13 protein-coding genes are annotated in these 13,115 nt (G+C 57.2%); 4 read left to right on the plus strand and 9 right to left on the minus strand.

Features of this window, described 5'->3' with window-relative positions; translation table 11 throughout:
* The first annotated feature begins 194 nt into the window (after nucleotides 1-194).
* The gene (locus C3406_RS05335) at nucleotides 195-1,115 is read left to right on the plus strand and encodes a LysR substrate-binding domain-containing protein (RefSeq protein ID WP_103822636.1); all 921 of its coding nucleotides are present in this window, start codon (nucleotides 195-197) and stop codon (nucleotides 1,113-1,115) included.
* A 541-nt stretch (nucleotides 1,116-1,656) separates the two neighbouring features.
* On the opposite strand, the gene C3406_RS05340 is transcribed toward C3406_RS05335, so the two are convergent.
* From C3406_RS05340 to C3406_RS05365, 6 genes are all read right to left on the minus strand, one after another.
* Complete coding sequence (locus C3406_RS05340) at nucleotides 1,657-3,045, minus strand: amidohydrolase family protein (RefSeq protein ID WP_103822637.1); 1,389 nt, start codon at nucleotides 3,043-3,045, stop codon at nucleotides 1,657-1,659.
* A 53-nt stretch (nucleotides 3,046-3,098) separates the two neighbouring features.
* Nucleotides 3,099-4,046, minus strand: a complete 948-nt coding sequence (locus C3406_RS05345; RefSeq protein WP_103822638.1) for a carbamate kinase family protein — start codon at nucleotides 4,044-4,046, stop codon at nucleotides 3,099-3,101.
* Nucleotides 4,043-5,596, minus strand: coding sequence for a xanthine permease (locus tag C3406_RS05350; RefSeq protein WP_103822639.1), 1,554 nt, complete (start codon nucleotides 5,594-5,596; stop codon nucleotides 4,043-4,045). Before C3406_RS05350 ends, C3406_RS05345 begins: the two co-directional genes overlap by 4 nt.
* An 11-nt stretch (nucleotides 5,597-5,607) precedes the next feature.
* Complete coding sequence (locus C3406_RS05355) at nucleotides 5,608-7,023, minus strand: YlbE family protein (RefSeq protein ID WP_199182719.1); 1,416 nt, start codon at nucleotides 7,021-7,023, stop codon at nucleotides 5,608-5,610.
* A complete protein-coding gene (fdrA, locus tag C3406_RS05360) occupies nucleotides 7,023-8,564 on the minus strand; it encodes an acyl-CoA synthetase FdrA (protein ID WP_103822641.1) in 1,542 nt (513 codons plus the stop codon). Before fdrA ends, C3406_RS05355 begins: the two co-directional genes overlap by 1 nt.
* Before the next feature lie 105 nt (nucleotides 8,565-8,669).
* Entirely contained in the window at nucleotides 8,670-9,275 is a 606-nt protein-coding gene (locus C3406_RS05365; protein WP_103822642.1) for an ankyrin repeat domain-containing protein, read from the minus strand.
* 319 nt (nucleotides 9,276-9,594) lie between these two features.
* Here C3406_RS05365 and C3406_RS05370 point away from each other — a divergent pair, with 319 nt between their 5' ends.
* On the plus strand, nucleotides 9,595-10,524 hold the full coding sequence (locus tag C3406_RS05370) for a LysR substrate-binding domain-containing protein (RefSeq protein WP_103822643.1): 930 nt from the start codon (nucleotides 9,595-9,597) through the stop codon (nucleotides 10,522-10,524).
* On the opposite strand, the gene C3406_RS05375 is transcribed toward C3406_RS05370, so the two are convergent.
* Nucleotides 10,521-10,679 (minus strand): YqaE/Pmp3 family membrane protein, encoded by a 159-nt coding sequence (locus tag C3406_RS05375; protein ID WP_103822644.1) that lies wholly within the window; start codon nucleotides 10,677-10,679, stop codon nucleotides 10,521-10,523. The two genes, C3406_RS05370 and C3406_RS05375, sit on opposite strands and share 4 nt — an antisense overlap.
* Nucleotides 10,680-10,900: 221 nt before the next feature.
* Between C3406_RS05375 and C3406_RS05380 the strand changes: the two genes are divergently transcribed.
* Nucleotides 10,901-11,080: a hypothetical protein gene (locus C3406_RS05380; protein ID WP_103822645.1), complete on the plus strand. Its 180-nt coding sequence runs from the start codon at nucleotides 10,901-10,903 to the stop codon at nucleotides 11,078-11,080.
* A 45-nt stretch (nucleotides 11,081-11,125) separates the two neighbouring features.
* Here the strand turns inward: C3406_RS05380 and stpA are convergent, their stop codons facing one another.
* The gene (stpA, locus tag C3406_RS05385; RefSeq protein WP_103822955.1) at nucleotides 11,126-11,530 is read right to left on the minus strand and encodes a DNA-binding protein StpA; all 405 of its coding nucleotides are present in this window, start codon (nucleotides 11,528-11,530) and stop codon (nucleotides 11,126-11,128) included.
* Between the two features lie 628 nt (nucleotides 11,531-12,158).
* On the opposite strand from stpA, the gene alaE reads away from it, so the two are divergent.
* Entirely contained in the window at nucleotides 12,159-12,608 is a 450-nt protein-coding gene (gene alaE / locus C3406_RS05390; RefSeq protein ID WP_103822646.1) for an L-alanine exporter AlaE, read from the plus strand.
* Between the two features lie 32 nt (nucleotides 12,609-12,640).
* On the opposite strand, the gene C3406_RS05395 is transcribed toward alaE, so the two are convergent.
* Nucleotides 12,641-12,985 (minus strand): DUF2002 family protein, encoded by a 345-nt coding sequence (locus tag C3406_RS05395; RefSeq protein ID WP_039030004.1) that lies wholly within the window; start codon nucleotides 12,983-12,985, stop codon nucleotides 12,641-12,643.
* Nucleotides 12,986-13,115: the final 130 nt, after the last annotated feature.

Here is a 13,115-nt window from a genome sequence, read left to right on the forward strand (position 1 = left end):
AAAACTCATTTATTGCTGAGATAAATTTGATTCGCGAAGCGCGTCATAAAAATAACGGCTTCGTTTATGGGGATATAGGTTTTTTAAAAAATGTGGCGGGGATCCTGTTTAATCCATTCAGCCGCAATAATATTGCCGGTGCAGGGCCAGGATGTTATGTTTTTTTACCGCAACATCCTCAAGGAGGACCGGTTATGCCCGCGCAGGATCGCCAGACGCTCCCCATCCCTTCGCTGCGAAACATTCAGTCTTTTATCGCGGTCGCCAACTCCCTGAGCATTCACCTGGCGGCCGAGCAGCTTAACGTCACCCCCTCGGCGGTGAGCCATCAGATCGCCTCTCTGGAGTCCTGGATGGGCAAAAAGCTGTTTATCCGCAGCGGCAAGGGGGTCACCCTTACGCCTACCGGCGAGAAGTATCTGCGGGAGGTTTCGGCGGCCATGAGCGCCATCGGGCGCGCCACCGAACAGGTAATCAAAGAGAAGGAGAACGCGGTGCTGCGCGTACACTCCTCCCCGACCTTTGGTTTATCCTGGCTGCTGCGCCGCCTGGGCAAGTTCCGCGCAGAATATCCCGATATCATCCTCAACCTCACCTGCTCTTATGAGAACCTGCAGTTCGCCCGGGATAACATCGACATCGATATTCGCCACGGCATCCCGGACTGGGACGCCTATCGGGTGATGACCATTAAGAATGACGCGCTGGTGGTGCTGGCCTCGCCGGATTACCTGCGTGAACACCCGGTACAGTCACCGCAGGATCTCTTACAGCAGGCGCTGATTTCATCCACCAGCACCCTGGTGAACTGGGAGAAGTGGTTTGCCTGGCACAATATCGACCGGCCCTGGCTCAACTTCAGCCTGAGCTTCGATCGCTCCTATATGAGCTTTGAGGCGGCGCGCATGGGGCTGGGATTTATTCTTGAAAGCAAAATGATGGCTACCGATCACCTGAAAGATGGCTCGCTGGTGCAGGTCCTGCCGGACAGCATGGGGATCGCCATTAACGCTCATCATCTGGTGATGCCGCACATGAACGAGCGCAGCTGGAAGATCCAGCAGTTTGTCGAGTGGATTGACCGGGAGTTGCGGTTGTCGGGGTATCACCTGTAACGCCGGGTGGCGGCTTCGCCTTATCCGGCCTACAGAACGTGCGGCCTGATGCCCTCACCCCAATCCTCTTCCACAAGGCTGAGGAATCCCCGGTAATTTTATTGCCTTTAAAGCAATGAAATAATCACATTAAAATAAATAAATTACAGCGACTCCCTGGTCCGGCTGAAAATCGCCGAAGCGTTTCCGGAAGGCCGGGGCGAGGCGCAGGGACGCGCCGAGAGGGCATAGCCTGCAGGGATGCAGGCTGGTGCCCGACCCGAAAGCCTGAAGGAATAAGCTGAGGGGACCGCGAAGCGGCGATTTTCTTTGCCGGGAGCCGGGGTTGCCAGGGGGGAGGCGGCGAGCCCCCCTGGCACGTTCACTGGTTCAGGCGTATCAGAGAAGCAAGGAACGTGAGGTGAACGGAACCCCCTCCTGAGTCGCATGCTCCCCCTCAGCCCACAGGGTGAGTACGCAAACACTAAAAACGGTAACTGGCGCTACCGTTTTGCTTTTACCTCGTAGGCCGGGTAAGGCGTAGCCGCCACCCGGCACAACATCACCCCACCGTGCCCCACACCAGATTCCCGTTATGGAAGGTCGCGGTACGCGGGGAAATACGTGCCACCGCTTCGGCGGAGCAGGAGGCGTCCACCAGCACAAAGCTGGCGGCATCCTGCGCCTTCGGCCAGACACGCTCGCCTTGATCGTTCAGCGGCAGCACGTCACCGGTGGCGATACCCAACGCGCGGGAGAGCGTCTGCTCGTTCGGGCGGATATAGAGCTGGGCGTAGAGATTCGCTTTTTCCAGCATGTCCCCCAGGCCATACGGCGACCAGTGGTCGATCACGCTGTCGGTGCCGGTCATGACAAACACGCCTTTGTCACGCAACTGCCTGAGCGGCATGTGGAGCGTGCCAATCGGCACCGTGGAGGCGATCGTCACCTGCTGCGCCGCCATGCGGGTGGCTATCTCATCCACCTGCTGCTCGTTCATCGTCGCCAGCGCAAAGGCGTGGCTGATGGTCAGCTTGCCCTTAAGCTCCGGGGTCTTCTCCACGGTCTGCACCATGTAGTTCACCGCCGACACCCCCGCCGGGCTGGTTTCGTGCAGGTGGATATCCACCCCTTTGTCGTAATCGAGCGCAATCTGGAACATCAGGTCGAGGGATTTCTCCATCGCGCCGTCAACGCTGGTGGGATCCAGCCCGCCAACATAGTGCGCTCCGGCCTGCATCGCCTCGCGCATCAGCTTTTCAGCGTTTGAGAGCAACAGGCCGTGCTGCGGGAAGGCGACAATCTCACAGTCAAACCCGGGTTTACGCCGGGCCAGTACCGCCTGTAAATTTTCCAGGTTTTTAAGCCCGGAGGTCGGCTCGATATTGCAATGGCTGCGGGCGATGGTGGAGCCCTTCGACTGGATCAGGTCGATCAGTTTTTCCGCCCGCTCCTGGGTATAAGGTTGCAGCTCCGGGAGCAGCTTTTGCTCCAGGCGGATCATATCCTGAATGGTGGTGCCCGCCGGGCGGTTGAGCGAGCGCCACGGGCCGCCGTAGAAGGTCTTATCCAGATGGATGTGCATATCGCGCATCGCCGGTAACAGCAGTTTGCCGCCCGCATCGTAGTGCGGCAGCGTGGCGTCGGCGTGGCTGTTGTTGTCGCGCAGGGCGGCGATCTTGCCGTCCTTGATCTCCAGCGTTTTCAGTTCGGTGCGGGTGCTGACGGCCACGTCCCCGTCGACGTTAAACCCGGCCTCCAGCAGCACGTTGTCCAGATAGTAATGTGTCGCGGTAATGTTCATCGGTTTGCCCGTCTCGCAGGTCGCTTTTGCGGTGTCAGCAGCATACGCGACGGAGCCAGCAGTGCCAAACAGGGCGCAGGCGGTTGCAGCGGTGGCAATTTTACCGCTCTGGCTGAGAAACTCCCGGCGGCTTTTATTCTCACTCATTGTCTTGTCCTTTTACTTACGCATTCACACAGCGGGCGGGAAGCCCGCCAGGGTTAAGCCACAATATGGGTCCCGGTTTCACCACGCAGGGCTGCGGGCAGGCAGTCCGGCGAGGTGATGATCACCCGTTTGCCGCCGTGGTGCAGAAATTCCAGCGAGGCCACAATTTTCGGCAGCATGCTGCCCGCCGGGAAGTGCCCCTCTTCCATATAGCGCGTCATCTGCGCCACGTTGACAGTGTCCAGCGCCTGCTGGTCTGGCTTGCCGAAGTTAATGCACACTCTCTCCACCCCGGTGGTGATCACCAGCACGTCGGCGCGGATCTCCCGCGCCAGCAGCGCGGTAGAGAGATCTTTGTCGATCACCGCATCCACGCTCTGGTAGTCGCCCTGTTCGGTACGCACCACCGGAATGCCGCCACCGCCCGCGCCAATCACCACAAAGCCTTGTTGCGTCAGGGCCTTGATGGCGTCCGCCTCAACGATGCGCACCGGCTGGGGCGAGGCCACCACCCGGCGGTATCCGCGGCCTGAATCCTCGACGAAATGCCAGTCGGGATGGGCGCGTTGCAGCTCATCGCGCTGCGTCTCGCTGAAAAACGCCCCGATGGGCTTGGCAGGATGGGTAAAGCCGGGATCGTTTTTATCCACCTCCACCTGGGTGACCACCGTGACCGCTTTCTGCTCCCCGCGGGCGGCAAGGCGATTATTCAACGCCTGTTGGATCAGGTAACCGATGCCGCCCTGGGTATCGGCCACGCAGTTTGCCAGCGGGGTCAGCGGCAGCCCTTCCCGCTCGTGCGCAATCTCGGCGCGGCGCAGATCCAGCCCCACCTGGGGGCCGTTGCCGTGGGTGAGTACGATGTCATAGTCGGAAGCCAGCATCTCCAGCACCGACTCGGCCACCGCTTTCACCGCCTGCGCCTGGTGCTCAATCGACTGGCTGGCGTTATCTTTGATAATGCTGTTGCCACCAATGGCAACGACCATAAGCTCTTTCATACGTTGTCCTTTATAACGGTGCCCGACGTCGCGCTTGCCGCTTCGCGGCTATCCAGAACATGCTTCAACACAAACATGCCGCTCATCATCAGGTAGGCCAGCACAAAGGTCAGAGAACTGCCCTCGGCGAAGCCCACCACCGGGGCGTGGATGACCCCGAACAGCGCCAGCAGCGCACCGACCGCGGCGGCAACGGCACCGCGTAGCGGCTTGTTGATGATGGCGAAGATGGCGATACAGCCCCACAGCATGCTGGCGAGCGGTGCGCCGTTGCCGAGGTGCATCAGCCCTTCGTAGTAAATCCCTTTGCTGTGCAGCACGTCGGTACCGATTTTCGCCGCGCTGGTGCCCGCCGCCCCCATCACGCTGTTCATCATGGTCAGCGCCCAGTTGGCGATCCATGGGAACAGACAGATAAAGATGACGGGCACCTCCACTTTGGGCGTCTCCCTCACCACCTGGTTGGCGGTGACCACGCCGATAAAGACCAGAATCGGCACGATGGCGGTCATCGGGATGATGGCGAGCATAAAGGCTCCCAGCCCGAACAGCGGCACGATGAACATGGTCACGCCGGAGGCAAGCGTATAGCCGATGCTCGCGCCCATCGCTTTCCAGCCCGCGTGGCCGACGTAGACCGTCACCGGGAACGGGTTCCCCATCAGGCAGCCGAGCATGGACGAAAGACCGTTGGCCAGCATCACCTTGCGGGTCGGGTACTCATCCCCCGCCGCGTGGGCGCTTTCGATGTTCTCAAGGTCAAAGATGTAGTTCGCCAGCCCCAGCGGCACGGCAGAGGCCAGATAGGGCAGCGCGTGCGGCAGACCCTGCATAAAGCTGTCGATATGCACTTCCGGCGGGTTAAAGCCGAAGGAGGACATCGACGCCTTGATCGCTTCCGGGCTTTGCAGGCCGGAGATCCACGCTAATGCCGTACCGGCAATCAGCAGCAGGAGACCGGTGGGAATGCGGGCAAAGATCGGCTTTTTGCCAAACCAGTTAATGAAGATCAGCAGAAGCACGATAAAGGAGACCGTCGGCGCTTCGAAGGCCTGCAACATCGGGTTCATCGCCAACAGCAGCAGACCCAGACCGGAGAGGCATGAGAGCAGCACGGTACGCGGGATCATCTTGCGGATGGTTTCGCCAAGGAAAGAGCCGCCCGCGAGGATCATCGCCTCGACGAAGCACCACACCAGACCAATCTGGATAGCGAAATCCGCATCACCGGTCTGCTGGTAGACCGGCATCAGCACCAGAAAGGTGACGGTAAAGATCGAGGGCGCGCTCGGCCCTGACGGCAGTGCAGTCACATCGTTACGCCCGGTCTGGCGCGCCATCTGCAGGCCAAACCACGCGTAGCAGATGCTCGCCACCAGTACCGCCAGCCCGAAGGCTGGCGCAATACGTCCATAAACAATCTCTTTCGGGATGCCGACGACAAAAATGAGCAACCCCATCATGGTCAGCAGGTTCGTCAGGTTGTTGGTCATCAACCCGAAGTACGCCGCCCAGTCACCTCTTTTCCACTCCAGTTTCATGCTTTTCATGGATGCTTACCTTAAAGGAAATAGCGATCGCGGAAGGCCAACAGCGCCTTTTCAAAACAGCTAAACGGCGGATGAACGATCCCGGCGCCAATCATGCCGATGCCCGCATCTTTATGGGCAATGGCGGTGTTGATCACCGGCAGAATACCGCTGCCCGCCACGCGGGTGATGTCGATGGCGGTGGGAATACCCATAAACGACAGCAGCGGAATGGTGACGTTCGGGTTTTCGCCGAGGGTGATCTCGCGCATCTGACGGGAGAAGTCGATGGCTTCTTCCACCGTGCCGCCCACCAGGGCGACAATCGCCGGGGCCGTCGCCATGGCAAAGCCACCGATGCCGTAGGTTTCGGTGATGGCGCTGTCCCCGATATCCAGCCCGGAATCTTCCGGCTTGTATCCCGCGAACATCGGGCCAATCACCTGCTGCGCCGGACCGGTGAACCACTGCCCCGGCAGACCGGAAACGCGCAGGCCGAACTCGTAGCCGTTGCGCGCCATGGTGGTGACCACGGTGCTGTACTCGATGCCGTGGGCGGCATCCAGCGCAGCTTTACACATTGCCATCCAGGTCGGGCCGGAGAAGTAGTCGCTGCTGGCGACAAACTCAAACACCTCGCGCTGCTGCGCCACCGGATAGCCCGCCTGGATCAGCCCCGGGGTTAAGGCCTGAATCAGCAGCGTGGTGCCTGCGTTATTACGGTTGTGGCACTCGTCGCCCATGTGCAGCGCCTGAGCCAGCATCAGGCGCAGGTCGATTTCGCCGATGATTTTCATGGCGTCGCGCAGCATCGGGCCGAGAACGTCGCGCATCCAGTTCAGACGATCAATCACGCTCTGGTCGTTGGCCCCCATGCGCAGGATCTTCGCCATCTGTTCGCTGAGGTTGGTGAAGGCGCGGTTGCCGTAGGTTTTGTTCTCGACGATGTGCATAAACATCGACGCCGAGGTGACGCCCGCCATCGACCCCACGCAGTCGTGCTCGTGGCACGGCGAGAAGGTGATCTCCCCGGAGGCCGCCAGTCGTGCCGCCTCTTCCAGATCCCTGGCTAAACCTTCAAACACCAGCGCCCCGGTGACCGCTCCTTTCATCGCCCCGCACATGTTTTCCCATGCCACCGGCGGACCGGCATGTAGAATGGTGGTGCGGGTCATGCCTGGCACGACGTTGATCGCCTGGTCATAACCCACCAGCACCGGATGCGACTGAATAATGCGTTCAAGGGCAACCTTGTTAGCCGCGGCGATCTTCTCCGCCAGCGATTTTTCAGCCAGTTGATCCAGCGCCTCAACCACCTGCATATTGCCCTGCCCCGGCGGGGTCCAGTCGAGATGGGTGACCGGAACGTGCTGCTTTTTCAGGTCGTCGCTGAACAGGGCGATGCCGACGTTAATGACGTTTAGCGGCTGGTTAAATAAGGTGGTCATCAGGCTTTCTCTCCTTTGAAGACAAATTCACGTGCCAGTAATCCGGTGTTGGTGCTGCTGCTGGCCCAGATGACGCCCGCGTCGGTGAGCCGCTGGCACTGCTGCGCCAGAGACTGGGGATCCTGGTCGGTGCCAAGCACATAGCCGAGGATGACCAGCGGTCGGTTATCGGCTTTCGCGATCGCCTGCGCCTCCTTGATCGCCTCGATCATCACCCCTACCGGATCGTCATGCGATCCAAAGCCGAGGACGAAATCCATCACGATCACACCCACTTCCGGATCGCGTGCCTCCTGCAACAGGCGGCTGATGCGGTTGGTCGGGTCGATCATCGGGTGCGGTTTGCCGTTGGTGAAATCGTCATCGCCGAAATCGAGGAAGGTATGGGCCTGGCTGACGTTGATGTCCTTCAGGCGTTTCGCCGGGTCCGGCTGGATGTTGCTCCAGACGTCGTCATATTTTTCCAGCGCGGCGAACATCGCTTCGTCGCACAGGGTACCGCCGCAGAAGAGGCCGCGAATGTACTTCTGCTGCGGGGTCAGGTGGGCGCGCACCTCTTCAATCAGCGGCCAGTTGAGCGGGTGCAGATCGAGGGACTCTTTTTTGATCCCGGTGAGCAGCACCGCCTTCAGTGCCGCCTCTTTGGTACCGCGGGCAAACACTAATCCCGCTTCATCGGCTGGGGGTTCATTGCGGCCGAGGAAACAGACTACGACCGGTTTGCGGCAGGCACGGGCGCGGGCCAGCACCTTTTCCGCCACCGCAGGCGCAGGCGGTTTGGAGATCAGGGCGATGACCTGGGTGGCGTCGTCCGCTTCCAGCATGGCGATAGCATTCAGCATCATCAGGCCGCCGATTTTTTCGCTCAGGTCGCGACCCCCTGTGCCGATCAGCTGGGAGATGCCACCCCCGAACTCGTGGATGCGCGCGCTCAGCTCCTGGCTGCCGGTGCCGGAGGCGCCGACGATGCCAATGGATCCGCGACGGACCGCGTTGGCGAAGCAGAGCCCGGCGCCATTAATGATGGCGGTACCGCAGTCCGGCCCCATCATCAGCAGCCCTTTTTCGTGGGCCAGCTGCTTGAGCGCCAGCTCATCGTCTAGGGAGACGTTATCGGAGAAGAGCATTACGTTGAGGTTGTTCTCCAGCGCCTGGCGCGCCTCGCGGGCGGCAAAGGTGCCGTTCACAGAAATGACCGCCAGGTTGGCGTCCGGGCGGTGGGTTTTGGCGCTGGCGAGCGTGGCGTAGCGCGATTCGTGTGAGCCTGCGCTCTCTTTGCGGGTAAACAGGGCTTCGATGGCGGCCAGGGTGTCGTCGTTGGCGGCCTCGCCTTTAATCACAATCATCAGATCGCCGTTTTTGGCGTCTTCTAATTCCGGCGTCAGCAGGCCGAGATTTTTTAATACGCCTTTATTCATTTCGGTGGCCATAGCAACAAAAGCCTGCTCCACGCCGGGCAATTTGTTGGCTTTGGTGGAAACCGACATCAGCGAAACAGAATCAAAATAAGTGTTCTTTTTTATCACGATTTTGGTGGGCATTACGTCCTCCTGAATGCGGGCAAAAGGGGGCTACATCACGCCCGAAGGCATGATGGGAAGAGCTATTTTTATTTCAGGCCAGCGCGAAACGGCTGGCCGGGAGTATCAGGCGCCGGCGGCGATCAGCAGCTCGGCAATCTCGCTGAAGCCTTTCTCCCGCGCCAGTTCGAGGGGGGATTTGCCGTATTTATCGGTCATATGCGGGTTGGCGCCGTGGTCGAGCAGTAGCTTCACGATCGCCTGCTGGCGAGGGCCGCCGTCATTTAACACAATGGCTTCGAGCAGCGGGGTCCAGCCGACAAAGTTGGTGTGGTTAACGTTGATGTCGGTGCGGGCCAGCAGCTCCTGCACCACCTCCAGATGCCCTTTCTCGCTGGCCGGGGTGATCCCCACCCCGCCAAAGCGGGTCAGCCTGTCGAGATCCGGGTTGGCCGGCAGGACAAGGCGCAGCAGGGTAAGATCGTTGGTCAGGCAGCTAATCAGGAACGGGTTGAAACAGGTCTGATCCTGCTGGTCGATATTTGCGCCAGCGGCAATCAGCCGCTCCACGCAGGAATAGTGTTTATTCAGGCTGGCGATAATAATGGCGGTTCTTTTCTGCCGGTTGGTGGCATTTATATCCACCCCTTTTTCCAGACAGGCGCTTAATGCCGCGACATTCCCCTGCTCGGCGGCTAACAGAAATTCAGTAACGAGTTCATTGCTGGACATATCCACACTCCGGGTTTTCCTTTCTGATGGAGTGAGCATAGCAATGGCCTGGTCAGAAAAGAATCCGCTTAAAAATGATTCATCGACAGCGAATTCATTGTTGAGTTAAATTTAACAGTCCGGTCAAAACGTGCGTCTGTGCAACCTTTTCCTTATGTTTTACCGCTTTTTAGGCCCTTAAGCTGCATTCTGCTTATGTTTACGCAGGCCTTGCGCTGCGCGGCTCGCAGCAAATTAGCAGAACTGTGACCGGCTTCAAATGAGTTGTAACCGCGTTGTTAAAATATGTTCAAAACTGATGGGTGCCAGGAGCCATAATATGAATTCCATCTTTACCGAAGAGAACCTGCTGGCGTTTACTACCGCGGCCCGCTTCAGCAGCTTCAGCAAAGCGGCTACCGAACTGGGGGTCACCACCTCGGCCATCAGTTACACCATCAAGCGGATGGAGACCGGCCTCGACGTGGTGCTGTTTGTGCGTAACACCCGCAGCATTGAACTCACCGAATCGGGCTTTTACTTTTACCGTAAGGCGGTAGACCTGCTGAATGACTTCCACGCCATCAAGCGCGGGATAGATACCATCTCCCAGGGCATTGAGACCCGGGTGCGGATCTGCATCAACCAGCTGCTCTATACGCCGCGCCACACCGCCCGCCTGTTGCAGGTATTAAAGAAACAGTTCCCCACTTGTCAGATCACCGTCACCACCGAGGTGTATAACGGCGTCTGGGATTCGATCATCAATAATCAGGCGAACATCGCTATTGGCGCGCCGGATACCCTGCTGGACGGCGGCGGGATCGATTACACCGAGATTGGCGCGATCCGCTGGGTGTTTGCCATCGCCCCGGACCATCCGCTGGCGCTGGCTCCGGAGCCGCTGGCCGAGAGCCAGTTGCGCCTGTATCCCAACATCATGGTCGAAGACACGGCGCATACCATTAACAAGAAAGTGGGCTGGCTGCTGCACGGCCAGGAGGCGATCCTGGTGCCGGATTTTAATACTAAATGCCAGTGTCAGATTCTGGGCGAAGGGATCGGTTTTTTACCGGAACATATGGCGAGAGAGGCAGTCGAGGCGGGGCTGCTGGTAACGCGGCGCATTAATAACCCGCGCCAGGACTCGCGCATGCTGCTTGCCACGCAGCATGCGGCAACCGGTCTGGTCACCCGTTGGATCAAACAGCAGTTTGCGCCCCAGGGGGTGCTGACCGGGATCTACAGCGATTTACTGTGGCGGGATTAGCTGCGGCTTTGCACCCAAAACGCATGGATAAGGCCGGGGATGTAGCCCAGCAGCGTCAGGATGACGTTAAGGATAAAGGCCCAGCCAAACCCTTTGCCCAGCAGCACGCCAAGCGGGGGAAGCAGGATGGTAATTACGATACGCCAGAAACCCATAGATTCTCCATACAAGCAGTCAGGTCATTGTTAAAAAAGAGATTTTAACTTTAAGGGTAGCGAGTCTACGCACGGCTGCCAGCGTTGGCGTGAAGTTTTACCCTCTTTTACCCTCTTTACACAGGTTTAGGCTGGCGATTAAGGGGTAATCCGTCCGCCGCGCTGTACCGCGGCCTGCGCTTGGGCTAAGCTCGGAATTCATCCATCATAAGGAGGTAACTATGTTTTCTGTTGGCGATCTCGTACAGCCGCGCATGGGCGGACCAAAACTTAAAGTCATCGAAGTGCATGAAGATCAGATTGTGGCGGTGCAGGCAGGTAACGAACAGGGAGATAAATACACCCTGAAAGCAGCGGATGTGGCGCTGTATAAAGAAGATGGCGATTTCGGCGTCTGCTAAGCGCCGGTGCTGCCGGGCGGCGTGAATCCGCCCGGTCTGCGCGCATTAAATCAGGAAATCATCCAGTGATTTACCCTCTGCCAGCGCAAGGGAGATCGGCTTCGGCGTACGGCCCTGGCCGGTCCAGGTTTTTTCAGTGCCATCGAGATCGGTATAGCGATATTTTGCAGCACGCGGTTTGCGCTTTTTCGGCTGCGCGCTGGCGCTCAGCAGTTCGGAACCCAGCAGGTCTTCTGCCGAAATACCGTCAGCTTTCATCATCTCCAGCAGAGCGCTAATTTTTTGCTGCTGCTCGGCACGTTGCTGTTCGATCTCAGCCTGCTCATTACGTTTTTCTTCCGTGACAATACGCAGCTTTTCGAGCATATCTTCCAGCACGTCCAGAGAGAATTCACGCGCCATCGCGCGAAGTGAACGGATATTATTAAGATTATGTAACATTGAAGTCATGTAATATGAAAACCTTTTCAAAGTCGTCTGAATAATCAATACCGGCTCATGGTAATTCATTTGTTTATAAACATCCAGACGATACCGCACGAAAATATAATTCAGGTCAAACAACAGGGAATTAAGAATATATAATGACGGTTATTTTCAGTTTTAATGATTTATTCAGGACCGCAGTTTAATCAGTATTTATTACCGCTGTGCTATTACCGGCATCAGTGGTTGAGGCGCTGCGGCGCGAAACGAATATTCATTCATCTGCATCGCATAAAACCAAATCATCAATCCCAGAGCTTTACGCTGCACAACATCATTTTAACAACATAACCGCCTTGCGACATGGGCGTTTTTCCTTACCTGAACACAGGTCATGCCAGACGCGGAAAAACGTTACATTAAGTCGTTGTTTTAAAATACAAAAACAGAGAGTAACAAAGAAAATAACGCAACACTGGCAAAACCGGTTCGTTTAGAGAATTTTACGGACAAAACGCCAGTAAATAAAAATTTATCTCTAATTGAGAGTTTCAATGCAGAGAGATACGCTATACAAGAAAAACAAAGCAAACTAAAGCACTATCCCAACCCGCTTTAGCCTCGTTATCGTATCATCTTCAGGAGTCAGAACATGTTCTCACGGCAGTCTCGCCTGCGCCACGCTGTAGCGGACACATTTGCAATGGTGGTCTACTGTTCGGTGGTGAACATGCTGATTGAAATATTCCTCTCCGGAATGACCTTTGAGCAGTCACTTTCTTCACGTCTGGTCGCCGTGCCGGTGAACATCCTTATTGCATGGCCGTACGGTTTCTACCGCGATGCGGTGATGCGTTTTGCCCGCCGCTATTCATCTACCGGCTGGATGAAAAATCTGGCGGACGTGGTGGCCTATGTCACCTTCCAGTCGCCGGTATATGTCGCCATTTTATTAACGGTGGGCGCAGACTGGCACCAGATCGCCGCTGCTGTAAGCTCGAATATTGTGGTGTCGATGATGATGGGCGCCGTCTACGGCTATTTCCTCGACTACTGCCGACGTCTGTTTAAAGTGAGCCAGTACCAGCAGGTCAAGGCCTGAAACACGGCGACTGGCGAAAGCCAGTCGCGTCGTTATTGCGAGTCGCCAAACAGGCCTTTCAGAAAACGTTCCAGCGCCATGCGGGAACTGAAACCATGCGGAATACCATAATGTTCCTGATTATTGCCCCCTAAATAGAGCGGGAACTGCTGGTAATGGTCGCTGGTTTTCATCTCTGAAGCAGGCTCCGCGAAGGAAAGACTTCTCTCTTTCAACGTCGGATGAATGATCAGCGCAGTGCGCCCCATGCGGGCTTCCCGGTTCACATAAACATAATTATCGCCACGACGATAACCGTATGCTTTTTGTGTTACCACATCCACCGTAAATCCCGCTTTTTCAAGTTCGCGCGCAACCTCATCGGGTCGTAAATACATATTCTTTCCTCGTTATCATTTCCTGCCGGGCAACCTTACCGTATTCAGCATTAGCAGTGCTTTCAGAAAAATCCATAAACGGCCTGATAAGCCGTGACCGGCTTCAGATATTAAAAAGGTGGTCTAAACT

This window comes from Leclercia sp. LSNIH8, assembly GCF_002920195.1.
Lineage (GTDB): Bacteria > Pseudomonadota > Gammaproteobacteria > Enterobacterales > Enterobacteriaceae > Enterobacter.